Annotated in this window: 18 protein-coding genes; 6 read left to right on the plus strand and 12 right to left on the minus strand. The window is 71.3% G+C overall.

From position 1 onward, the window contains the following. Positions 1 to 75: 75 nt before the first annotated feature. The 3 genes from ACZ5PB_RS00865 to ACZ5PB_RS00875 all read right to left on the minus strand — a co-directional run bounded on the left by ACZ5PB_RS00865 (position 76) and on the right by ACZ5PB_RS00875 (position 2,786). Positions 76 to 765, minus strand: a complete 690-nt coding sequence (locus ACZ5PB_RS00865; RefSeq protein ID WP_468688211.1) for a TOPRIM nucleotidyl transferase/hydrolase domain-containing protein — start codon at positions 763 to 765, stop codon at positions 76 to 78. Positions 766 to 831: 66 nt separating this feature from the next. Further along, complete coding sequence (locus ACZ5PB_RS00870; RefSeq protein WP_468686624.1) at positions 832 to 1,497, minus strand: response regulator; 666 nt, start codon at positions 1,495 to 1,497, stop codon at positions 832 to 834. After that, on the minus strand, positions 1,494 to 2,786 hold the full coding sequence (locus ACZ5PB_RS00875; protein WP_468686626.1) for a sensor histidine kinase: 1,293 nt from the start codon (positions 2,784 to 2,786) through the stop codon (positions 1,494 to 1,496). The genes ACZ5PB_RS00870 and ACZ5PB_RS00875 overlap by 4 nt, the downstream gene beginning before the upstream one ends. Before the next feature lie 133 nt (positions 2,787 to 2,919). On the opposite strand from ACZ5PB_RS00875, the gene ACZ5PB_RS00880 reads away from it, so the two are divergent. Both ACZ5PB_RS00880 and ACZ5PB_RS00885 read left to right on the plus strand, forming a co-directional pair. Further along, complete coding sequence (locus ACZ5PB_RS00880) at positions 2,920 to 3,888, plus strand: ABC transporter ATP-binding protein (protein ID WP_468686627.1); 969 nt, start codon at positions 2,920 to 2,922, stop codon at positions 3,886 to 3,888. Beyond that, entirely contained in the window at positions 3,885 to 4,748 is an 864-nt protein-coding gene (locus ACZ5PB_RS00885) for an ABC-2 transporter permease (RefSeq protein WP_468686628.1), read from the plus strand. Before ACZ5PB_RS00880 ends, ACZ5PB_RS00885 begins: the two co-directional genes overlap by 4 nt. Before the next feature lie 7 nt (positions 4,749 to 4,755). Here the strand turns inward: ACZ5PB_RS00885 and ACZ5PB_RS00890 are convergent, their stop codons facing one another. Further along, positions 4,756 to 6,711 carry an AMP-dependent synthetase/ligase gene (locus ACZ5PB_RS00890; RefSeq protein ID WP_468686630.1) on the minus strand — a complete coding sequence of 652 codons (1,956 nt, stop codon included), beginning with the start codon at positions 6,709 to 6,711 and terminating at the stop codon, positions 4,756 to 4,758. A 251-nt stretch (positions 6,712 to 6,962) separates the two neighbouring features. Between ACZ5PB_RS00890 and ACZ5PB_RS00895 the strand changes: the two genes are divergently transcribed. Next, positions 6,963 to 9,071 carry an MDR family MFS transporter gene (locus ACZ5PB_RS00895; RefSeq protein WP_468686632.1) on the plus strand — a complete coding sequence of 703 codons (2,109 nt, stop codon included), beginning with the start codon at positions 6,963 to 6,965 and terminating at the stop codon, positions 9,069 to 9,071. 551 nt (positions 9,072 to 9,622) lie between these two features. On the opposite strand, the gene ACZ5PB_RS00900 is transcribed toward ACZ5PB_RS00895, so the two are convergent. Further along, entirely contained in the window at positions 9,623 to 10,816 is a 1,194-nt protein-coding gene (locus ACZ5PB_RS00900) for a cytochrome P450 (protein ID WP_468686633.1), read from the minus strand. A 132-nt stretch (positions 10,817 to 10,948) separates the two neighbouring features. Between ACZ5PB_RS00900 and ACZ5PB_RS00905 the strand changes: the two genes are divergently transcribed. Next, a complete protein-coding gene (locus ACZ5PB_RS00905) occupies positions 10,949 to 12,010 on the plus strand; it encodes a TetR/AcrR family transcriptional regulator (RefSeq protein WP_468686634.1) in 1,062 nt (353 codons plus the stop codon). Between the two features lie 40 nt (positions 12,011 to 12,050). Here ACZ5PB_RS00905 and ACZ5PB_RS00910 read toward each other — a convergent pair whose 3' ends face one another. The 3 genes from ACZ5PB_RS00910 to ACZ5PB_RS00920 form a co-directional block, all read right to left on the minus strand. Continuing rightward, on the minus strand, positions 12,051 to 13,172 hold the full coding sequence (locus tag ACZ5PB_RS00910; RefSeq protein ID WP_468686635.1) for an HTTM domain-containing protein: 1,122 nt from the start codon (positions 13,170 to 13,172) through the stop codon (positions 12,051 to 12,053). Further along, on the minus strand, positions 13,169 to 13,891 hold the full coding sequence (locus ACZ5PB_RS00915) for a DUF5819 family protein (RefSeq protein WP_468686636.1): 723 nt from the start codon (positions 13,889 to 13,891) through the stop codon (positions 13,169 to 13,171). Before ACZ5PB_RS00915 ends, ACZ5PB_RS00910 begins: the two co-directional genes overlap by 4 nt. 126 nt (positions 13,892 to 14,017) lie before the next feature. Continuing rightward, positions 14,018 to 14,554, minus strand: a complete 537-nt coding sequence (locus tag ACZ5PB_RS00920; RefSeq protein WP_468686637.1) for a glycoside hydrolase family 95-like protein — start codon at positions 14,552 to 14,554, stop codon at positions 14,018 to 14,020. Positions 14,555 to 14,779: 225 nt separating this feature from the next. On the opposite strand from ACZ5PB_RS00920, the gene ACZ5PB_RS00925 reads away from it, so the two are divergent. Both ACZ5PB_RS00925 and ACZ5PB_RS00930 read left to right on the plus strand, forming a co-directional pair. Next, entirely contained in the window at positions 14,780 to 15,316 is a 537-nt protein-coding gene (locus tag ACZ5PB_RS00925; protein ID WP_468686638.1) for a nucleotide triphosphate diphosphatase NUDT15, read from the plus strand. Positions 15,317 to 15,469: 153 nt separating this feature from the next. After that, positions 15,470 to 17,293 carry a hydroxysqualene dehydroxylase gene (locus tag ACZ5PB_RS00930; protein WP_468686639.1) on the plus strand — a complete coding sequence of 608 codons (1,824 nt, stop codon included), beginning with the start codon at positions 15,470 to 15,472 and terminating at the stop codon, positions 17,291 to 17,293. Positions 17,294 to 17,318: 25 nt separating this feature from the next. Here ACZ5PB_RS00930 and ACZ5PB_RS00935 read toward each other — a convergent pair whose 3' ends face one another. Genes ACZ5PB_RS00935 through ACZ5PB_RS00950 form a run of 4 tightly spaced genes read right to left on the minus strand, consistent with a single transcriptional unit; the run spans position 17,319 to position 23,206 of the window. Then, on the minus strand, positions 17,319 to 20,600 hold the full coding sequence (locus ACZ5PB_RS00935; protein ID WP_468686640.1) for an NACHT domain-containing protein: 3,282 nt from the start codon (positions 20,598 to 20,600) through the stop codon (positions 17,319 to 17,321). A gap of 25 nt (positions 20,601 to 20,625) precedes the next feature. Beyond that, positions 20,626 to 21,384: an amino acid ABC transporter ATP-binding protein gene (locus tag ACZ5PB_RS00940; RefSeq protein ID WP_468686641.1), complete on the minus strand. Its 759-nt coding sequence runs from the start codon at positions 21,382 to 21,384 to the stop codon at positions 20,626 to 20,628. After that, on the minus strand, positions 21,381 to 22,286 hold the full coding sequence (locus ACZ5PB_RS00945; RefSeq protein WP_468686642.1) for an amino acid ABC transporter permease: 906 nt from the start codon (positions 22,284 to 22,286) through the stop codon (positions 21,381 to 21,383). The genes ACZ5PB_RS00940 and ACZ5PB_RS00945 overlap by 4 nt, the downstream gene beginning before the upstream one ends. Continuing rightward, positions 22,283 to 23,206 (minus strand): ABC transporter substrate-binding protein, encoded by a 924-nt coding sequence (locus ACZ5PB_RS00950; RefSeq protein ID WP_468686643.1) that lies wholly within the window; start codon positions 23,204 to 23,206, stop codon positions 22,283 to 22,285. The genes ACZ5PB_RS00945 and ACZ5PB_RS00950 overlap by 4 nt, the downstream gene beginning before the upstream one ends. Positions 23,207 to 23,283 lie beyond the last annotated feature (77 nt).

Raw genomic sequence — 23,283 nt, forward strand, 5'->3', positions numbered from 1 at the left:
CCCTCCGGATCCCGCCAGGATCGGGTCCGATCCCGCTGATTGCCATGGAGGCTCTCACACGTACCCGGGCAGTCCTCACATGTACGCGAACGTGTACGCGAGCAGATCGTCGAGCGGCCGGGGCACCCGGTCGAGGTCGAGGGCGTCGACCATGGCCCTGGCGTACGCCTCCTTGCGTCCTGCGGTGGTGCCCATGAAGCGGCGCAGCCGCTGATGTTCGGTGCGCTCGCGCTGGGCGGGCTGGTTGCGGAAGGTGCGCAGTGACCTCAAGTCGCCCTGGGTGTCGACGACTTGCTCGACTCCCGAGGGTCCGAGGGCGCGGATGAGTTCGTCCTCCAGGTCCGCGTCGCAGACGTGGAAGCCGAGTCCGGCGAGTTCGTCGTCGGTGCGGGGGGCGCCGATTCCGGCGCGTTCCAGCGCGCGCCGGAAGTAGCCCGTCTCGGCCGCGTCGCACAGCCCGCCGAGGCGGAGGCCGAGGCCGTGCGGTCCGAGGAGTTCCAGGAACCTGCCGATGCTGGTGGCGCCGCCGAGCGGTACGACGCACACGCCCGCCGCGTCGAGGTCGCGTCCCCGGCGCAGGGCCAGCGCCTCCAGTGCCGCCCGGTCGCTGACCCCCTCGACGAGGACGACCGTACGGAGCCCGGCGCCCGCCGTCACCTGCCGGGCCGTCGCGGCCGCTGCCGGGGCGGTGTCACCCCCGGCCGCCCAGGTGACGACCGCCTGCCGGAAGCGGCTCGTCTCGTGCGACTGCTGCGTTTCTTGCAACTGCTGCGTCTCGTGCAACTGCTTCGTCTCGTCCACCGGGCCAGTCTCGCAGCGGCGTCAACGGGATTACGGGGACGGTGCCACCAGCCCCGTGTCGTACGCGATGATCACGAGCTGCACCCGGTCGCGGGCGTCCAGCTTGGTGAACAGCCTGGCCACATGTGCCTTGACGGTGGCGACGCTGATGAAGAGGGCGGTGGCGATCTCGCTGTTGGAGAGGCCGCGCCCGATGTGCGTCAGCACCTCGCGCTCGCGTTCCGTGATGCCGTCGAGTGCGGGCGGCGGGGCCGGGGGCGTGCCGGGTTCGGGTCTGGCGGCGAACTCGGCGATCAGGCGGCGGGTGACGCCCGGGGCGATCAGCGCGTCGCCCGCCGCGACGACGCGGATCGCGGCGAGGATCTCCTCCAGCGCCATGTCCTTGACGACGAAGCCGCTCGCTCCGGCGCGCAGCGAGCCGTGGACGTAGGCGTCGTCGTCGAACGTGGTGAGCATCAGGACCCGCACCCCCGGGTGGGCCGCGGTGATCTGCCGGGTGGCCTCGATGCCGTCGGTGCCGGGCATGCGGATGTCCATCACGACGACGTCCGGGGCGCTCTCGGCGACCATGGCGACGGCTTCGGCACCGTTCCCAGCCTCTCCGACGACCACGAGGTCGGGGGTGTCGGTCATCAGGACGCGCAGTCCGGCCCGTACGAGCGGCTGGTCGTCGGCGAGCAGTACCCGTACCGTCATCGCTCGCCCGTCCCGTCCCCCGCATGGGCCGACACGCGCTCCCCGGCGGGCAGCGGCAGCCGCGCCGCCACCCGGAAGCCGCCGCCGGGGCGCTCGCCCGCGGTGAACTCGCCGTGCAGCAGCGCGACCCGTTCGCGCATCCCCAGCAGCCCGAATCCGGTGCCGGGCGGCCTGCTGCTCCCCCGCCCCGCGTCGACCACCTCCACGGCGATCTCCGTGTCCCGCCGGGTGACGGTCACCCGGCAGCTGCGGGTGCCCGCGTGCCGGACGACGTTGGTGACCGCTTCCTGGACGATGCGGTACGCGGAGAGGTCGAGGTCGGCGGGCAGCGGCCGGTGCTCGCCCTCCCAGACGACGTCGACCCGTACGCCCGCGTCGGTGGTCGTCGCGGCGAGCCGGTCGAGGTCGGCGAGGCCGGGTGCGGGGTCGAGCGGCGGGTCCTCGGGCGTAGGGTGCGCTGCCGCCGGCAGGTCGCCGGGGCCTGCCTGGCGCAGTGCGCCCAGCATCCGGCGCAGCCCGGAGAGGGTCTCGCGGCTGGTGGTCTCGATGGCGCCGAGTGCCTTGCGGGCCTCCTGCGGCTGGGTGTCGATGACCCGGCTGCCGACGCCCGCCTGGATGGCGATGATGCCGATGCTGTGCGCGACCATGTCGTGCAACTCCCGCGCGATGCGCAGGCGTTCGGCGGTGACGGCCTGGACGGCGGTCTGCGCGAGGAGGGCCGCCGAGTGCCGCCGCCGCTCGCGGACCGAGTGGCCGGTGACGCCTGCGACGAGGACGACGAGCAGGTGCATCAGCAGGGTGCTGGTGAAGCTCGGGGTGCCCGAGGTGTAGTACGGGGCGGCGCCTGCCTGGACCGCGAACACCGCGACGGCCGCCGCGATCGCACCGCGCGTCGGCCGGGTGGCCGCGATGATGCCGACGGCGAGGGCCCCGGGGATGACGAGCGAGTACGCGGCCCACTCCGACTCCACCGGCACCGGTTGCACGGGGAAGCCGCGCGGGAACTCCACCCAGCGGGTGGGCAGCGTCGTGCCCGCCGCGAACGTACCCACCAGGACGGCGAGCAGTGCGGGCAGCGGACGCCGGAACAGCAGGCCCACGGGCAGCACCGAGAGGAGGGCGGGCAGCAGGAACTGGAGCCCGACGGGGTAGTTCTTGCTGTCGTACACGGCGAAGTAGAGGACCACGGGGAAGGCGACCGCCCCCGCCCAGGCAAGGACGGTCCGGCCCTTCGGCGTGGGGCGCCACGGGGGCTTGGGCGGGTGTGGCGCGGTGTGTTCCTCGTACATGCGGCCGATCGTACGGCGGGTCCGGCGGCTGGTCATTGGCCCGGGGGCGTACGTCCACGGGCTGCCCGGGGGCGGCGGAAGGTGGCCGCCGGGCCGATGCCGGTCCTGGGGCGGTCCCGGCACCGTGGGGCGGGTGATCGAAGTCAACGAACTGACGAAGAGTTTCGGGAGGACCACCGCCGTGCGCGGTCTGTCCTTCACCGTGCGCCCGGGACACGTCACCGGGTTCCTCGGCCCCAACGGGTCGGGAAAGTCCACCACGCTCCGCATGATCCTCGGCCTGAACGACCCGACCTCCGGCACCGCCCTGGTCGAAGGGCGCCCCTTCAGGGAGCGCCCGCGCGGGCTGCGGCACGTCGGGGCGCTGCTCGACGCGCAGGACGTGCACAAGGGGTACTCGGCGCGGGCGCACCTGTCGGTACTGGCCCGCAGCAACGGCATTCCCCGGAGCCGGGTGGCCGAGGTGCTGGCGGAGGTGGGGCTCGCACAGGCGGCACGGCGGCGGATCGGCGGGTTCTCGCTGGGCATGAAGCAGCGGCTCGGGATCGCGGGGGCGCTGCTCGGGGATCCGCCGGTGCTGCTCTTCGACGAGCCGGTCAACGGGCTTGATCCGGAAGGGGTGTTGTGGCTGCGTACGCTGCTGCGGCGGCTCGCGGGCGAGGGGCGGACGGTGTTCGTGTCGAGCCATCTGATGTCGGAGATGCAGAACACCGCCGAGCAGCTGATCGTGATCGGGCGGGGCGAGCTGATCGCGGCGGAGAGCGTGACGGACTTCGCGGCGCGCGGCACCCGGCTGAGCGTGTCGGTGCGCACCCCGGACGCGGCGGCCCTCAGTGGCGTGCTGGTCGCGGAGGGCGCCTCCGTGGAGACGGACACCGGTGGGCTGCTGACGGTGACCGGGCTGCCGGCGGGCCGGATCGGGGAGCTCGCGGCCCAGCGGGGCATCACCCTGTCCGAACTGGCCACCCGTACAGCCTCGTTGGAGGAGGCGTTCATGGAACTGACGGCGGACAGCATCGAATACCCCACCTCACCACCCGAACCCTCCCCCGCACCCGCACCGGGTGCCACCCCCCACCCGGAGACCGGAGCGACCCGATGACCGCCGCAGTCAGCACGCCCTCAGCCATGCCGACCGATTCGTCCGTCACCGCGTCCCGGGCCCGCTTCGGCGACCTCCTGGCATCCGAGTGGACCAAACTGTGGTCGCTGCGCTCGAACCGCTGGGCCTTCCCCGCCACCGCGGTAGTCCTCGTCGGCATAGGCGCCAACGGCGCCCTCGCCGACTACCGCAACTGGCCGAACTACGGGGAGGGCATCCGCGAGAGCTTCGTCCCGACCTGGGCCATCCGGGATGCTTTCCCGCTCCCCGCCGCCATGGTCATGATGATGGTCATCGGCACCCTGGGTGCGCTGACCGTGGTGAACGAGTACTCCAGCGGTCTGATCCGCGCCACCCTGGCCGCCGTCCCCGCCCGCCGCTCACTGCTCGCGGCCAAGGCCTCGGTCCTGGCCGCGGTCACGACCGTCTTCGGGGTCCTGGTGGTCGCGCTCTCGTTCGCGGTGTCGCAGGCGATCCTGTCGGGGCGGGGGGTGAACGTGGGTCTCGGCGAACCCGGTGTGCTGCCCTCGCTGGCCGCGTCGGCGGTGCTGGCGCCGGTGAGCGCGCTGGTCGGGCTGGGCATCGGGGTGCTGCTGCGGCACGGCGCGGCGACCGTGGCGGGATGTGCGCTGGTGCTGATCCTGTTCCCGTCGTTCCTGAACCAGAACGACCCGTGGACCGCCGCGGTCAAGTTCGCGATGCCGCTCAACGCCTGGACGAACCTCGCCGAGATCCCCCCGGAGTGGTTCATCACCCTCCCCTACACCCCGTCGTCGACCCACCTGTGGATCGTGCTCGCCGTCTGGCCGCTCCTCTCGGTGGCGCTCGCGCTGGGCCTCGTACACCGCAGGGATCTGTGACGGTACGTCAGCCCTTGCGGTAGAGCTCTTCGATCCGACTCCCGTACGCCGCCTCGACGGCGTTCCTCTTCACCTTCAGCGAGGGCGTCAGCATCCCGTTCTCCTCGCTGAACTCCCCGTCCACGAGCACGAACCGACGGATCGCCTCCGCCCGCGACACCGCTTCGTTCGCGTAGTCGACGGCCTTCTGGACGTCGGCGCGCAGGGCGGGGTCGTCGAGGAGGTCGGCGAGGGGGGTGTCGCGGGGGCGTTTGCGTACGGCCAGCCAGTGCTGGAGGGCGTCGGGATCCAGGGTGACGAGGGCGGCGATGTACGGGCGGTTGTCGCCGACCACCAGGCACTGGCCGATGGGCGGCCGGCTGCGCAGCCGGTCCTCCAGGACGCTGGGCGAGACGTTCTTGCCGCCGGAGGTGACGAGGAGGTCCTTCTTGCGGCCGGTGATGGTGAGGTAGCCGTCGTCGTCGAGGCTGCCGAGGTCGCCGGTGGCGAGCCAGCCGTCGCGCAGCACTTCCCTGCTCGCGGCCGGGTTCTGCCAGTACGAGCCGAACACGATCCCGCCCTTGACCAGCACTTCTCCGTCGTCGGCGATGCGTATCGCGGTGCCGGGGACGGGCTGGCCGACGGTGCCGGGGCGGGGGGCGAGGGGCGGGGCGATGGTGGCGGCGGCGGTGGTCTCGGTCAGGCCGTAGCCCTCGTAGATGACGATCCCGGCGGCCTGGAAGAAGAGGTTGAGGCGGCGGTCGAGCGGGGATCCGCCGCTGATCGCGTACCGCAGCCGGCCGCCGAGCTCCTTGCGGATGCGCCGGTAGACGAGCAGGTCGTACAACGCCCACCCGGCATACAGCCCGGGCCCCGGCCCCTTCCCCTTCCCGAGGAACTTGGCGAGGTGCGCCTCCGCGAACCGCACGGCGATCCGGTCGGCCCGCTCGAAGGAGGAGCCCCGGCCCATCTTCTCGGCGGTGGCCCGCCCGGTGTCGTGGATCTTCTCGAAGAGGTAGGGCACGCCGACGATGAAGGTGGGCCTGAACTGCTGCAGTTCGGGACGGAGTTCGTCAGGCTTGATGCTGGGCCAGTGACCGATCTCGATACGGGCCTGGAGGCAGGCGATCTGGATGGCGCGGCCGAGGATGTGGGCGAGGGGGAGGAAGAGCAGGGTGGAGGCGGCCTGCCCGGTGGCGGCCTCGAAGACGGGGTGCAGGAGTTTGACGGTGTTGCCGGCCTCGGCGAGGAGATTGGCGTGGGTGAGGACGCACCCCTTGGGGCGGCCGGTGGTGCCGGAGGTGTAGCAGAGGGTGGCGATGGTGTCGGGGGTGAGGGCGGACCGGCGCTTGGTGATCTCGGCGTCGGCCACTTCCCTTCCGGAGTCGGCGAGTTGGGACAGGGCGCCAGAGTCGAGGGTCCAGGTACGCGGGGGTGTGCCGAGCTCGGCCGAGGCCTGATGGACGAGGGCCGTGTTCTCCTCGGTCTCCGCGATGACGTAGCGGGCGCCGGAATCGCGCAGGATCCACTCGATCTGGGCGGCGGAGGAGGTCGGATAGACGGGCACGCTCTGCCCGCCCGCCGCCCAGATGGCGAAGTCGAGGACGGCCCACTCGTAGCGGGTGCGGCTCATGACGGCGACCCGGTCGCCGGGTTCGAGCCCGGCGGCGACGAGGCCCTTGGCGGTGGCGGTGACCTCGGCGGCGAAGGCAGCGGCGGTGACGGGGCGCCAAGCGGCGGGGCGCCCGTCGGCGGCGTGCCCGGCGCCGGACCGTGGGGCCTTGCGACGCAGGACGACGGCGTCCGGGGCGTGGACGGCGTTGTCGTGGGGGATGTCGGCGGTGCTGCCGGTGGTGGGGCGGACGGCGAGCGGAGCGACGCGCGCCTCGCGCACGGCGCCGTGCTCGCGGATCACCTCCACGGTGACGCGGTCGGCGAGGCCGGTACGGTCGCGTGCCTGCTTCATTTCCTTGCGTACGCCCACGTCGGCTCCTTGGGTGATCCCACGACGAAGGGGCTCCGGGGCCGTCCCACCCGAAGTCCGAACCTCCAACTTACTGACAGGTAAGGACAGTTGACAGCCCCCCGACACCACTCTTCTCCGTTCTTCTCCGCTCTTCCCCGCCCACCCGGGCGGGTGTGCCGGTCATGGGGTGTCAGCGGCCCGCTGAGGGGTGTCACCGGTACGGGGTGGCTCCACGTGCGGGATGGGATGCCCGGTGTGAAGGTGCAAGAGTGACCACTGCCAGCGAGAACGCCAGCGATCCCTCGGCCGCCGTACGGGCCGCCGAGCCCGTGCCGCCCGTCCTCGAAGGACGCAGACGCAACATCGTCTTCGGCACGATCATGCTCGGCGTACTCCTCGCCGCCCTCGACCAGACGATCGTCGGCACGGCGCTGCCCACCATCGTCTCGGACCTCGGCGGCGCGGCGCACATGTCGTGGGTGGTCACGGCGTATCTGCTCGCGGAGACGGTCGCGACGGTGCTGGTCGGCAAGTTCGGCGACCTGTTCGGCCGGAAGGTCGTCTTCCAGATCTCGGCGATCATCTTCATCACGGGTTCGTTCCTGTGCGGTCTGGCGACCGACATGCTGCTGCTGATCATCTGGCGGGCGGTCCAGGGCATCGGCGCGGGCGGTCTGATGGTGACCGCGATGGCGCTGATCGCGGATGTGATCCCGCTGCGGGAACGCGGCAAGTACCAGGGTGCGATCGGCGCGGTGTTCGGCGTCTCGACGGTCGTTGGCCCACTGCTGGGCGGTCTGTTCACGGACCACCTGAGCTGGCGCTGGGCGTTCTACGTGAACGTGCCGATCGCCATTCTGGTGGTCATCGCGGCGGCGCGTACGATCCCGTCCGTCAAGTCGGCGAACAAACCGCGCATCGACTATCTGGGCATCGCGCTGGTGGCGATGGGCTCCAGCGCACTCGTCCTGGCGACGAGCTGGGGCGGCAACGAGTACGCGTGGGGCTCGGCCGTGATCATCGGCCTGTTCGTCGGCGGCGTCATCGCGCTGGCCCTGTTCTGCCTGGTGGAACTACGGGCCGCCGAACCCATGCTGCCGATGGGGCTCTTCGCCAACCCGGTGTTCACGGTCTGCTCGATCCTCAGCTTCATCGTGGGCTTCGCGATGCTGGGCGCGATGACGTTCCTCCCCACCTACCTCCAGTACGTGGACGGGGACTCCGCCACGATCTCCGGCGTCCGAACCCTGCCCATGGTGATCGGCCTGCTCATCGCGTCGATCTTCAGCGGAAACGTGGTCAGCAAGACGGGCACGTACCGCATCTTCCCGATCATCGGGTCCGCGGTGATGGGCGCGGGCCTCTATCTGCTCTCCCTGATGGGGCCGGACAGCGGGAAGTGGCTGGAGTCGCTGTACATGTTCGTGCTGGGCGTCGGCATCGGGCTGTGCATGCAGGTGCTGACGATCGCCGTGCAGAACACGGTGGACTACGCGGAGCTGGGCACGGCGACGTCGGGCGTCACCTTCTTCCGTACGCTCGGCAGCTCCTTCGGTGCGGCGGTCTTCGGCACCATCTACGCGAACTCGCTGAAGCCGAACCTGGAGAAGGGCGTGGAGGCGGCGGTACGGCTGGCCCCGCCGGGCACGGATCCCGCGGCGGTGGCCAAGGCGGCACAGAACCCGCAGGCCCTGCACGGGCTGCCGGCCGAGCAGGTGGCACCGATCGCGCAGGCGTACGCGGACACGCTGAGCAGTGTGTTCCTGTGGACGGTGCCGGTGGCGGTGCTGGGGTTCGTGGTGTCGCTGTTCCTCAAGCAAGTGGAGCTGCGGGACTCGGCGCGGGTCGGCACGGCGGACCTGGGCGACGGCTTCGCCCAGCCGAAGCCGGGCGGCACGTTCGGCTCCTCGGCGGCGCTGGAGCTGGCGGTCGCCAAGATCATGCGCTCGAAGGGCCCGGCGACGGCCCGCCAGGTGGTGGAGGCGTCGGACACGCGGCTGGACATCGCGGGGGCGTGGGGCGTCATGCAGGTTTCGCTCTTCACCCGGCTGGTCGGCCACTCCACCCTCGGCCTGATCGCCGGCCGCCGGCGCGTCCCGCCGGAGGTGTTCCTCCCGGTCTTCGACCGCCTGGTGTCCGAGGGCTACCTCACCCGTGACGGCAACTACCTCTCCCTCACGGAACCGGGCGAGCGCGAGGCGCGGGTGATCGCGGGGTCGTGGTCGGAGTGGCTCGGCGAGCAGCTGGAGAGGGATGTGGGGCGGCCGAGGAGTGCGGAGTTGAGGGTGGCGGCGGACAGGATTGCGAAGAGGTTGTTGGCGGAGGATCTGGCGGAGAATTTGGCGGGGGAGGGGGTGGGGGCGGGGGCCTCACGCTGAGACGGGGCCAGGGGGTCCGCTGCGCGGGGCCTTCCCCTCCCCGCCCCTTCCCGGCTGCGACATTTGCGGCTCCGCCGCGTGGGGGGCGCTGCCTCGGGGGTGGGCGGTGTACGTGGGGCGGGGGTCCGCTGCGCGGGGCCTTTCCCCTCCCCGCCCCTTCCCGAAACTGGGGCGCTGCCCCAGACCCCGGCCTGTACGGGCGAGTGGGTGGGTGGGCAGGTGGCGGGCCCGGCCACGGCCGGTGGCTATGTGCGGGTGTGTGCGTGGCTGGCCGCGCAGTTCCCCGCGCCCCTGAGTACTCGTAGTTGGGGGCGCGGGGAACTGCGCGAGCAGCCCACCACCGGCCCGCGCATTCGAACCCCTGGCCCCGCGGAGCGGTTTAGGGAAGGGGCGGGGAGGGGCACTGGCCCGCCGCAGGCGCGACACCGCCCCACGCTTCCAGCGCCACGCGGCCGCAGCCGCAAATCCAGCACAGCGGGGCGGGGTGCCGGGCGGAGGGCCCGCCCCACACGGAGGCCTTCCGCACCGCTCCCCACCCCCCACCAGATTCCTCAGAGAGTGACCCGCAGACTCTCCAGCCTCCACGTCCCCGGATCCATCGCCCGCACTCCCTCCCCCACCCCCACCAGCGCCGGGAAGCGCCGGAGCAGGCCCCCCACCGCCACCTCCGTCTGGATGCGGGCCACCGATGCCCCGAGGCAGAAGTGGGTTCCGTGGCCGAAGCCGAGGTGCGGGGCCGGGGTTCCCTTCGTGGCGCGCCTGATGTCCAGGCGTTCCGGGTCCTCGTACGCCCTCGGGTCGCGGTTGGCCGCTGCCACCGCCGCCGTGACCGCCTCGCCCTTGGCCACCCGCACTCCGTGCAGCTCCAGGTCCTCCGTCGCGTACCTCGGGATGGAGAGGATCGTCGGGCCGGCGAGGCGGCCGATTTCCTCCATGGCGGCGGGGAGGAGCGACGGGTCGGCCCGGAGGGCGGCGAGGTCCGAGGGGTGGGTCAGGAGGGCGTCGACCGCGTTCGCCACCAGTGGTGTGGGGGACTGGCCCGCCATGACCAGGTGCCAGACCAGGGTCACCAGCTCCACGTCGCTCAGCCGGTCCCCGCCCCCTTCCTCGTCCCGTACCCGGATCAGCTCGGTGAGCAGGTCGTCGCCCGGTTCCCGCCGCCGCAGCGCCACCGTCTCCTTGGCGCCCCGGATGATCCCCGGTATCGCCGCCGCGAAGTCCTTGCCCACCCCGGACACGACCGTCGCCCCGTACTCCCGCCACTGCGGCCTGATCTCCTCCGGGACGCCCACCCATTCGCAGATGACGTCCATGGGCAGGGGCCGGGCAAAGTGCGGCAGCAGGTCGACCGGGCCCTCGGTCCGTGCGGCGGTCGCCGCCAGTTCGTCGAGGAGGCGGTCGACGACCGCCTCGATGCGCGGCCGGAAGGCGGCTGCCCGCCTGGCGCTGAACGCCGGAGACACCAGCCGGCGCAGCCGGAGGTGCTCGGGGCCGTTCATCTCCGCCATGGTCCGCATGTACGGCACGCAGTCGTCGGGCACCTCGGGCCGCATGAAGCTGTCGGTGCGGATCTCGAAGCGGGGGTCGCTCAGCATTTCGCGGGCCTCCGCGTAGCGCGTGACCGCCCACATCCCGCCGAATCCCGGGGCCACCAGTCTGGCCACCGGCCCCTGTTCGCGGGCTCGGCCGTAGACGGCGAAGGGGTCGCGGATCACTTCCGGGTCGGAGAGCTGAATCTCCGTCACCTGTTCCTGCACAGCTGCGCCTCCTGCTCGGATGTCGTTCCCACATGATGCCATCATCTGGATGGCCTGGGTATCTTGAATCCGCCGCAACACCCCACCAGCACCCCACTCTCAGCACTCGACAGGAGCGACATGGGCCGGTTGACCAGGGCAGAAGTACAGGAACTCAATCGGCGAAAAGTTCTCGCGGCGGCTCGCGAGGAATTCGGCGAGCTGGGGTTCCGGGATGCCAAGATCGACCGGATCGCCGAACGGGCGGGGCTCACCCGGGGTGCCGTCTACTCCAACTTCCCCGGCAAGCGCGCCCTCTACTTCGCGGTCCTCGCCGATCTGGCCCTGACCACGCCCACGCCCCCTCCCCCGCCCTCCGTCGACACCGTCCGCGAGGCGCTCGGCACGCTCGCCAGGGCGCGGGTGTCACGGTTCCCGCTGTCGGGAGTGGCGGACCCGGAGGACCGGCTGGCGATGGACCTGCCGTCGGTCGTCCTCGCCGATGCCCGGACCCGGCAGCCGTACGGTCAGCTCCTCAAGCTCGACGCGCTGCTGCTCGGACTGGCACTGGAAAGTCTGGACAAGGGGCACACGCGGCTCGTGCCGATGGCCGAGACCGTGCTGACCCTCCTGCACGGCGCCGATCAACTGGCCGCCGCCGCACCGGGGTTCGTCGACCCGTTCCACGTCGTGGCCGCCTGCGAGCAGCTCGCCGGGCTCGCCCCCGGGGGCGAGTGGGCGCCGCCGCACCTCCCCTACGTATCGAAGGCGCGGCCCGTCGACGAGGCGTGGACGCCACCGCCCGCGACGAACGCCCTCCTGGGCGGGACCGTACGGCTCGCCGACGACGGGGTGGTGGCCGTGCTCGGCCTGCACCGGCTGGAGGCGGTCGAGGAAGCGGTACGGGCGGCTCCGCCGGGCGTCGCGGTCACCGCCGTACTGGTCACCGGCGAGCCGGGCGAACTGGGACCGCTGGCCAGGCTGACGGTGGCCGAGCTGGGGGCGGGACTGCGCCAGGCGTTCCCGCGCGACTCCTGGCCCCGGGTCGCCGTGGTGCACGACGAGTCGGGGGAACTGGCGGCGGCGGCCGGGGTGTCGGCGGTGAGCGATGCGACCGAGGCTGCCGTACGGATCGAGGGCGGGCGGATCGTGGCACGCGCCGAGGGCCGGGGCGCCTGCCACGCGACGGCGACGCGCGACTGACCCGGACCCGGACCCCGGACCCGGACCCGGCCCGCCGCGACTACACCTCGACCCGCGAACCCACCCCGGTCGTGGCCGGCTCCCCCGCCGACCGTTCCCCTTCCGCTTCCGCTCCCGCCTCCGGCACCGGCTTCTTCGCGGGCTCCCGCCATGCCCGTACGAAACCCGCCGCCGCCAGCCAGAACGTCGTCGGCAGGAAGACCAGGTCGCCCACGATCGTGATCGCCGAGAACATCGGCAGCGCCATGAACAGGCCGATGCCGATGTGGGTGCTCAGCATCACGACGAGGATCACGTACTTGAGCCGCCGGTTGAACACCAGTGCCGCGAACAGGATCTGGGAGAAGACCGTCACGTACGCCATGACCGCCGTGAACGTCCCGTGGCTGACGATCCACGCCGACAGCTCGGGGAACGTCGAGAAGTCGTCGCTCATCATCGAGTAGTAGAGCGCGGAGCCGTCCCGCCAGGACTGGCCCCGGATCTTGAACATCGCGGCCGAGGTGTAGATGACCATCACCTGGAGGGCGATGACTCCCAGTCCGGCGTTGTGCAGCACCGTCACCGCGCGACGGCGCAGTTCCTCGGTCTCCTCGCCCCAGAAGACGTACCGGCTCATCGCGTTCGCCCGCTTGGCGCGACGGCGGGCGTCGAGCGACCAGTGGCGGCCGGAGGCGACGAAGACCAGGTAGTTGGCGAACAGGAGGCTGAGCAGGGCCCAGCCGCTGTTGGCCATCGAGCCCCGGATGTAGAAGGCGACGACCACGAAGACGAAGAGCGGGGCCATCGCCCGGGTCCGCCAGCCGAGCGCGTACAGGGCGCTGATCAGCAGGGCGACCGCGTACCAGCCGTAGAAGACGAGGGAGCTGTCGGTGGACAGCAGCCCGTACCACCAGCCGAACGCCCCGTCCCAGCCGCGCGCCTTCATCGTCTCGGCGAAGAGTTCGGGGGTGAACGGTGAGGTCGGGCCCCAGAGGCGGCCGGCGCGCGGGAGTTCGCGCAGGAGGTGGACCACGTACAGCCCGGCGAGGCCGATGCGCATCGCGGCGGCGCTGTACGGGGCGAGGGGGCGCAGGGTCAGGTCGCGCAGGGCGCCGGTGATGCGGGCACCGAGGTCGCCGATGCGGTCGCCGCCGAGCCGCAGTGCCTGGCGGGCGGTCACGGGGTCACCGTCCAGTAGCCGAGCGGGCGGAAGGTGGACGGGTAGGTGGCGTCGGGGGTTTCCCGGTCGGGGATGCGGGTGGAGCGGGTGCGCAGCTCGACGGCGTCGCCGACCGGTTTGCCCATGTCCTGGAGGCGGACGCGGACGACGTTGAGGAGGTAGCGGGCGTTGCGGCTGCGGGCCTCGTCGGCGGCCGGGGTGCGGTCCTTGTCGCGGGCGCTGGTCTGGTACTGGGAGACCGCGCGGCGCAGTACGAGCTGGTCCTCGATGCTGGGGAGGAGCTGGCCCCGGTAGCGGGAGTTGTCGTACGCGGTGAGGTCGGTCCACTCGCCGAGGCGGCCGTCGACCCGGGTGCGGACCTCCAGGTGGAGGTTGTAGCGGGAGGGGTCGGGGGCGAAGATGTTCCAGTCCTGCGGGAACATCGGCCGCATCCACCAGTCCGTCTGCTTGGCGAGCGCCTTGGCGGGCGGGAAGTCCGTCGCGACGTAGAGCACCAGCATGGTGGAGTGGACCAGCGCGAGGAGTGCGACGAAGGCGACGGCGGTACGGGAGAGCAGGCGGCGGAGCCCGGTGAGTGGTATGCCGCGTGGGGCCAGGGGGTCCGGTGGTGCTTGGGAGTCCGAGGGGACCAGAGGGTCCGACGGGGCCTGGGAGTCCGAGGGGGCCTGGGAGTCCGGTGGCGGTGTGCCGTCCGGCGCGGGTATGACGGACTCGGCCACGGTTTGCTCCTCCTGGGGCCACGGGGGCAGTTGTGCCACGGGGCACTCAACGGCCACGACGGGCCCCAGGGTATCGGGCGTACCCCGGGGCCCCACCGGTGCTGATGCGACCTCCCCGCCCCAGCGCTACCGAGGTTGGATCCGGTAGGTCTCCCCCGCCCGGGTCGGCAGGGTGAGCAGGCCGTTCTTCGCGGTGTACGTGGCCGGGGCGCCGCCGCCCGGGCGCAGGACACGGACCTTGCCGGTGAGGGACGGGTGGCGCACCTTTGCCGTGGTGCCGCTGCCCGAGGCGAGGCGGATCTCGGTGGGGCGGGCCTGCTGCCAGGTGACGCCGACGGTGAAGTCGCCCCGGGCGCGCAGTCCGTCGTAGGCGCCCTTGGCCGACCAGGCCGTGGGCAGGGCGGGCAGTACGTGGACAGTGCCGTGCCTGCTCTGGAGGAGCATTTCGGCGATGCCCGAGGTGGCGCCGAAGTTGCCGAAGCCGGGGACGATTCCGGCGGGGGTGGAGCAGGTGGGGTTGCCGAGCCGCCTGGAGACCTCGTCGGGGTTCATGGACCCCTGTGCGTCGATGATTCTGCGGACCTCGTCGAGGGCGCCGGGGCGGGGCGTGGGCCAGTTGCCGTGGTCGTGGCCCTCCTTGCTGCCGGGGCCACCGGTCCACAACGACTTCTCATTGAGCTGGAGTTGCTCGGTGGCGACGTCGCCGAAGACCTTGGCGCCGAGGCTCCGCTGCCGATGGGGAGTGCTTCCCGCTCCCAGTCCTTGGCGGGCCTGTCGTACCAGAGGGTGTGCCCGTCAGTGAGGACCGGGACGAGCAGGCCGGTGTTGCGGAGGTTGCCGGGACGACGACCCCGACCCCGCTCACCTGCCCGGTACTGTCGAAGGATCATGAGCACCGCACGACGCAACGACAGCACCCGGCCCGCCTCGACCCCTCGCGACCCCTTCGACAACTCTGTCGCTCTCGACAGCCCGGCCCGCACCTCCCCCACCCCCAACTGCCTCACCGGCGTCGGCATGATCGTCGTCGATGGCCAGGGCCGCGTCCTGCTGGGCCTCGGCCACAACGGCAACTGGGAGCTCCCGGGCGGCAAGGTCGACGCGGGCGAGAGCTTCGAGGCTGCGGGCGTACGCGAACTGGCCGAGGAAACCGGCCTGTTGGCGCCCGCCGAGTCGGTCCGGGTGGTGGCGCTCCTCATGGACGGCGCGTACGGCCTCAACCGAATCTCGGTGGCGGCGGTCACCGAGGCGGCCGAGGGTACGGCCCGGGTGACCGAACCGGACAAGATCGTGCGGTGGGACTGGTTCGCCCCGGCGGAGATCCCGACGGCACTGTTCGTACCGTCGGCGGCGGTGCTGCGCGCGTGGCGCCCGGAGCTGAACCTGCCGGCCACCGACTCGTACTGCTACCGCATGACCGACTGAACGACCCTCTGAACGCCCCTCCGACCGATCCTTATCGGCCAACTCCCCTTCGCGCAAAGCTACTTGTGCGTACGGACGTCTTCCGCGTCGGACGGGGCCGCCTTATGCTCCTGCGACTCAGGTTGCGGTTACCACTGGTAAGGGGCTGGGCACATGGATCGTACGGTCGACACTCCCTCAAGCACCTCCGGCACTACCTCGCACGCTTCCTCGCACGCTTCCCGCCGTACGTTCGTGGCGGGCGCGGCGGCGCTCGGTGGCGCCGCCGCACTCGGCACGCTCCCGGCAGCCGGTGCCGCACACGCCGCCGCACCGGCCGCCGGCCGGTCGGTCGCCGTGCTGGGCGGCGGGGTCGCGGGCCTCACGGCCGCCCACGAGCTGGCCGAACGCGGCTTCCAGGTCACCGTCTACGAAAGACGCGCCCTGGGCGGCAAGGCCCGCAGCATGGACGTTCCGAACAGCGCGAAGGGCGGACGCCGCCCCCTCCCCGCCGAGCACGGCTTCCGGTTCATCCCCGGCATCTACCACAACCTCCCCGACACGATGCGCCGCATCCCCTTCCCGGGGAACGCGAACGGCGTCTGGGACAACCTCGTCGCCCCGCCCGAGATGATGTTCGCGCGGACGGGCCGCGAGGACATCCGGATGCCGATCCCGTGGCCGGGCCACAAGCCCGCCGACCTCGACCTGGACGACCTCCGCCGGGCCCTGACGGGCCTGATCGACACCGCGTTCAACCTCCCGCTCCACGAGGTCGCGTACTTCGTGAACCGCGCGCTGGTCTTCCTCACCAGCTGCGACGAGCGGCGCGACAGCACCTGGGAGAAGACCCCTTGGTGGGAGTTCGTGCGCGCGGCGCAGATGTCCAAGGACTACCAGCGGATCCTCGCCATCGGCGTGACCCGCAACATCGTCGCGACGAAGGCCGAGGAGGCCAGCACCAGGACCGTTGGCACGCTGGGCGAGGCGTTCGTCTTCAACCTGCTGGGCCAGGGCGCGGACGGCCCGCCGGACCGCATCCTCAACGCCCCGACCAACGAGGCGTGGATCGACCCGTGGGTGGCCCATCTCAAGTCCCTGGGCGTGGACTTCAGGATCGGCTGGACGGTACGGGAGCTGAGGACGGCGGGCGGCCGAATCAGCGCGACGGTGATCGAGGACCCGGCGGGCGTACGGCAGTCGGTGGTTGCGGACCACTACGTATCGGCCATGCCGGTGGAGCACGCGCGGCGCACCTGGAACGCGGAAATGCGTTCGCTGGAACCGCAGTTGGCGCGGGCGGACAAGCTGGAGACGGACTGGATGACGGGTATCCAGTTCTATCTGACGGAGCGTCCGAAGATGGTCGACGGGCATGTGAATCTCATCGACTCGCCGTGGTCGCTGACCGGGATAGCCCAGGCGGGGCACTGGCCGAAGCGCGACTTCCCTGCGGTGTACGGGGACGGGGTCGCGGTGGAGTGCCTGTCGGTGGACATCTCGGAGTGGGACAAGCCGGGGATCCTGTACGGCAAGACGGCCAAGCAGTGCACGCGGGAGGAGGTGGCGAAGGAGGTGTGGGCGCAGTTGAAGGCGGCGCTCAATGACACGGGCAGGACGGTGCTGCGGGACAGCGCACTGCACTCGTGGTTCCTCGACCCGGGCGTCGACGGCCTGGGCACGCCGAACCCCACCAACGAGGACGAACTGCTGATCCACCCGGTGGGCACCCTCCACAACCGCCCGACGGCCGGAACCGCCATCCCCAACTTCTACCTGGCGGGCGATTACGTCGCCGTGGACATCGACCTGGCCACGATGGAGGGCGCGAACGCGTCGGCACGGGCGGCGGTCAACGCGCTGCTGGAGCGGGCGGGTTCGGACGCACCACGGGTGAAGGTGCAGGGGATGCACAAGATCCCGGCGGTGGAGACGCTGAAGCGGCACGACAGGACGCGGTGGCGGTTGGGGCTGCGGAACGCGTTGGACTTGGGGTAGGGGGTAGGAGCGCGGGCCGGGGTACTCAGTCCCGGTCCGCGCCGTACACCCTCCCCCTGAAGCTCGCCATGAACAGCTCGTCCTGCTCCAGCAAGCGCAGCGCAGGCCCTGAACTGGTCTCCAGGAGCCACTGGTTCACCTCGGCCGGTGACATCGTCCCGTCCCTGGGTTGAGGAAGCGCGCGGACGAGGGCGGCCACCAAAAGCCGGACTCCGCCCGTCGCCACCTCCTGACCATCACCGACGGCCATGTCCAACCGGCCCACCGCGATGCTCGCCTGCATCTCCCAGAGCTCCTCCGGCATGTGGAAGCCCACTAGCGAGAGCAGGTCCGCGACCAGGTCCACCGGTAGCCGAGGCGCGTCCGCGCGCAGTTGGGCCAGCACCAACGCGGCCGTCCGGAGCGCGAAGTGCTCGTCAAAGAACTCCGCGTGGGCCAGGAGGTGCTGGCACCGCTGGTACTGCTCGGCCAGCTCCGCGTCCGACCCGTCCAGCCCGCTGCGCAGCCACAGCTCCATCAGCTCGTGTGCGAACGACGCCGCCCTTCCGCCGTTCGGCTCACCGTAGAAGGCGGTGACAGCCGCCCCGAAGTACCGGAACATCGGTTCCAGCGCGTGCAGGACGGTGGAGTCGTTGGTCCCGCCCGCCACCCCCATCTTGTGCTGGATCTCCAACCAGTACGACCGTGACCACGCGCGACCCCGCTCGTAGGTGTCGCTTCCCGGCAGGTGGCGGTACGGCCAGTACGGGTCGACGTCCTGCGGGGCGAGGGCGCCTCCGGTCCGCCGCTCCACCGTCAGCTCGCGGCGGCCGTCCGCCCACCCCCGCCGCACCTCCAGCGCGAGCGCGAACTCCGTCCACTCCTGCTCCGTCAGCGCGGAGCGGTAGAGCTGCGTGCGGTGCCACCAGATGCCCGCCGGGTCCGTCGCGTCCGGGAAGAGCTGGCTCGACGTGACGCTCCCCCTCAGGAGCACCGAAATGAGCATGAGGTTCGCCTCGTACTTGCCGTGCCGGGCCGCCGTCGCCCGCCGGATCGGCCGGTAGTCGGCGTACTGGTGCGTCCCCCGCTCGCGCGCGTCCTCCATCACCGTGACGAGCAGTTCGGCGAGCCGCTGGCGGTCGGGCTCCGGCAACTGGGCGAGCCGGGCCTCCACGAATCCCAGCATCTGGCGCGAAGCCAGCAGGTTGTACGACAGCAGGGCGTACAGCAGGTCGTCGTCGACGCTCGCCCTGCCCAGCGCGAGCGCCGGCCGCTGGGCGAGCAGTCCGGCCAGGACCTGGACGGCGAGCCGGGCGGCCAGGTACTCGCCGAAGGTGGCGTGCAGGAACTCGTAGGTGACCAGCTGCTGCTCGTCCTGGAGCGCCTGCGCCCGCTGTACGAAGAAGAACCGGCCGAGGGCGATCTCCGCCTGCCCCAGCGGTGCCCTGAAGTCGGCGGCCCGGGTCTCGGGGCGGCCCAGCAGGGCGGTCAGGTCCTGGTCGAGTTCGTCGGCGGTGATCCACTGACGGCGCCGGTTCAGGATGCCGAAGGCGATGAGGGAGAGCCGCTGGAGTTCCCGCTCGGTGTGCTCGGCGAGCAGGCGCTCGTCGAGGCCGTCGCCGGTCTTGCCTATCTCGCGGACGGCGAAGGAGGTCAGCAGTTCCTCGTAGAGGTCCGCCGCGCCCAGGGGTTCTCCGTCGCCGGAGTCCTGCTGGAGAGCGTTGCCGGTCGCGTCGTAGAGGGCGAGCATCAGCAGGAGCAGCGGCTGGGAGGCCAGCTCACCGTGGCGGCCGGCCACCTCGGCGGAGAGCGGGCGAAGGCCCTGGGCGGTGAAGTGGGGCGCGTTGAGCTCGTTCCAGACGTCCAGCCAGCGCGCGACGTGCGGTTCGCGGAAGGGTTCGAGGCGCAGTGCGACCGTTCCCTCGGGGCAGCGGGCCCGGTCGGCGACGGCGGTACGGCTGGTGACCACGGCGTAGACGGGGCGCCCCTGGTCGGCCTCGCGCTGCTGGAACCTGGCGACCCTCAGCAGGTAGTCGGTCTGGCTGACGCCGGTCGCCTGAAGCAACTCGTCGAAGCCGTCGAACAGCAGCACCGGCACCGCCCCGGCCGCCGACCGCACCAGTTCGGGCCAGGTGACGCGCTCACCGGTGGCGAGCCGTACCGCGTGCTCGATCTGGTCCTGTACGTCGTCCTCGGCGCGGATCTCGCGCAGGACGATACGGACGGGCAGGAACCCGGTCCCGGGGAGCCTGGCGGCCAGGATCTTCGTCAGGACCGACTTGCCCGCACCCGGCTGGCCCAGCACCAGCAACGGCGCGTTCACGGAGGCGAGCGAGGTGAAGGAGGCCGCGAGGAACTCGGTGAGGTCGGAGCGTACGGGTGCCGCGTCCCACCACTCCTCCCCGGCCGGGCCGCTGCTCTCCCCGACCACCCGGGCTACCCGGAAGTCGGGATCGACATAGCCCTCGGTGAGGGTCGGGAGGTTCAGGCCGCTGGGGGCCTTGCCCTCGGAGAGGATCGCCTTGCCCAGCGCCGCCCGGTACGACGCGGCGAGTCCGGCGGCGGCGTGGCCGAGCGTCGGCGCGGGGGTGAGGCCGGAGAGGGCGCTCTGGATGCCGTCCAGGGACCGGCGGATCGCGTGCCGGGTGGCCTGGTGCTCGACCTGGCCCGACCAGAAGCCGAATTCCGGTACTTCCAGAGCGAGTTGCGCGAACAGTTCCTCGTACCGGTTCACCGCCTGCCGGTCGAGGGCGCGAACAGTCTGCTCCGCCCGCGCCCGCTCGCCCTCGTCCAGCCGGTCCCACACCGCCAGGCCGCGCAGGAACTCCCACAGCCGGTGCTCGGGTTGCCCGTACCACCCGTACAGCTCCCGCAGGGTGTCCTCGAAGGGCTGCGAAGGGCTCGGCTGCGGCACCCCGGCGGACAGCAGGGCGCGGACGAAGGTGTCCGCCGACCCGTCGGCGTTCGCGAGGGCGAGCTGCTCGCTGCGGGTGAGTTCCAACTCAGCGATGCCGAACGGGAGTTCGGCCTCCGCCAGCGCCTCGAAGAACGCCACGATCACCAGCACCGCGTGCGCCGCCGCGATCTTCTCCGTGCGGTCGGCCCGCTCCGCCGATCCCAGCCGGTCCCGCAGCCCGTCGAGCGCGTCCCGTCCGGTCCGCAGCAACCGCCCCTGCGCGCCGAACAGTCCGAGCACGGCATCGCTCGCCCCACCCGTGGCCAGCGAAACGGCGCCGCCCAGCGCCTGGTCCGCCGCCGCCAGTCCCTCGCTGTCCCCGCCCAGGATCGCCACCGCGTCCCGGTAACTCAGAAGTCGTCGTGCCCGCATGGTCAACAATTAGCATGCGGCACTGTCAGAGCCGCCCCGCCTCCACAATCCGCTTCAGGAACTGCTGAGTTCGCGCCACCTTCGGCGCCCCGAAGACCTCCGCCGGTGTTCCCCGTTCCAGCACCACTCCCGCGTCCAGGAAGCACACCTGGTCCGCGACCTCCCGCGCGAAGCCCATTTCATGGGTCGCCAGGACCATCGTCATGCCTTCGTCCTTCAGGTCCCTGACCACACTCAGCACCTCGCCCACCAGCTCCGGGTCCAGCGCCGCCGTGATCTCGTCGAGCAGGAGCAGCCGAGGCCGTACCGCCAACGCCCGTACGATCGCGGCCCGTTGCTGCTGGCCGCCGCTCAGCCGGTCCGGGTACGACGTCGCCTTGTCGCCCAGGCCCAGCCGCTCAAGCAGTTCGCGGCCGCGTTCCTCCGCCTCCTCCTTCGAGGTGCCGTGCACCCGGCGCGGGGCGAGGGTGATGTTGTCGAGCACCGTCATGTGCGGGAAGAGGTTGTACGCCTGGAAGACCACGCCGATCCGGCGCCGTACCGTGTCCGGATCGGTGCGGGGGTCGGTGATGTCCTCGCCGTCGAGGAAGATCGCTCCGTCGTCGATCTCCTCCAGGAGGTTCACGCAGCGCAGGAGCGTGGACTTGCCCGAGCCGGAGGCGCCGATCAGCGCCGTCACGGTGTGCGGGGCGACCTCCAGGTCCACGTCGCGCAGCACGACGGTGTCCTTGCCGTACGTCTTGCGTACCGATTCCAACCGCAGCACGGGCTTGTCGTCGCTCATACCGTTCCTCCCTGCGCCCGCTGCTTGTCCATCCGTGCCGTGATCCAGTCCGTGAAGCGCGTCATCGGGATGGTCAGGGCGACGAAGACCAGTCCGGCGACGATGTACGGGGTGTAGTTGAAGTCGCGGCTGGCGATGATCTGTGCCGCGTACACGGCGTCGACCGCGCCCGCGATCGAGACCAGGCCGGTGTCCTTCTGGAGGGACACCAGGTCGTTCAGGAGCGGCGGGACGACCCGCCGTACCGCCTGCGGCAGCACCACGTAACGCAGCGTCTGCCGATTCGACAGCCCCAGCGAGCGGGCCGCCGCCCGTTGCGAGGGGTGTACGGACTCGATGCCCGCGCGGAAGACCTCGGCCACGTACGCGGAGTAGGTCAGGGTCAGCGCGACCCCGCCGAGTATCACCGGGTCCGTCGTGACGCCGGTCAGGCGCAGTGCCGGGACGCCGAACACCACGATGAGGAGGTTGATGATCAGCGGCAGGCCGCGGAAGAAGTCCGTGTACGCCGTCGCCAGCGCCCGCAGCGGGAAGAACGCCGGGCCCTTCAGCGTGCGCGCGACGGCGAGCAGCATGCCGAGGACGAGGACGGCGGCCCCGCACACCACCAGCAGGCGCAGGTTGAGCCACAGTCCCTCGATGACCTTCGGGAACGCCTGCGCCGCGAAGGCCGGGTCGAAGAAGGTCTCGCGGGTGCGCTGCCAGCCCGGGGAGTTGACGATGACGACATACAGGACCGCCGCCGTGATCAGGGTGCTGATCGCGGCGATGGCGGTGGCGCGGCGGGTCCGGCCGCGCTTGAAGCGTTCGCGTTCGAGGCGGCGGGCGGAGGGGACGTAGCCGTCGTCCGCGCCGCCGCTCTCCGTACCGGTCTTCTTCAAGGCATCCTCGGCGACGGTCACTTCAGCACCGGCGCGTCCACCGCATCCGCCAGCCACTGCTTCTCCAGCTTGGCGAGCGTGCCGTCCTTGCGCAGGGCGTCGACGGCGCCGGTCACGCAGGGGGTGAGCGCGCTGCCCTTGTCGAGTACGGCGCCGAACTGTTCCGCCTTGCCGAGGGTGTCGGCGAACTGGCCGATCACCGCCGCCTCGGGGACCTCGGCTCCGGTGATGTAGAAGGCGGTGGGGAGGTCGACGACGATGCCGTCGACCTGGCCGTTCTTGAGGGCCGCCTTGGCGAAGTCGTTCTTCTGGTAGACGGCAGGCTTCTCGGTCGGCTTGATGACCTCGTTGATGATGTCGAGGCTGGTGGTGCCGACCTGGGCGCCGAGCCTGACGTCCTTGAGGCCGGCGACCGACTTGGCCTTCGCCGCCTTGGAGTTCTTGAGGGCGACGACCGTCTGGCGCACGTCGTAGTAGCCGGAGGAGAAGTCGACGGCCTTCTTGCGCGACTCGCTGATGGAGATCTGGTTGAGGTCGAGGTCGAACTTCTTCTCGCCGGGCGCGAAGGCGTTGTTGAACGCGACCGTCTGCCAGACCACGTCCGTCTTCTTGAAGCCCAGCTTCTCGGCGATGGCGTACGCGACGGCGGACTCGTAGCCCTCGCCGTTCTCGGGCTTGTCGTCCTTGAACCACGGGGCGTACGCGGGCTTGTCGGTGCCCACCGTCAGCTTGCCCGCGGTCTCGGTGGCCAGCTTGCCCTGCTCGCAGGAGCCGCCCTTGGCGGCCGAAGGTCCACCCGAGGACGCTCCGGCGCCCGGCTCCGGCTGCGGGGCACAACCGGTGGCGAACGCGGCGGAGACGACGACGGCGAGGGCGGCGACGCCACGGCCGAAGGGGTGGGAGACACGGCGCACAGGGCCGGCGAAGGAGGCAGGAAGCATGGCGCGAGAGTGGCAGTGAGCAGGCGCTTTTGTCCACGTCGAATCGGTGTTCGTCCGCATCCTGGAATGTGTTGCGA

This window comes from Streptomyces sp. NPDC032721 (assembly GCF_055579625.1).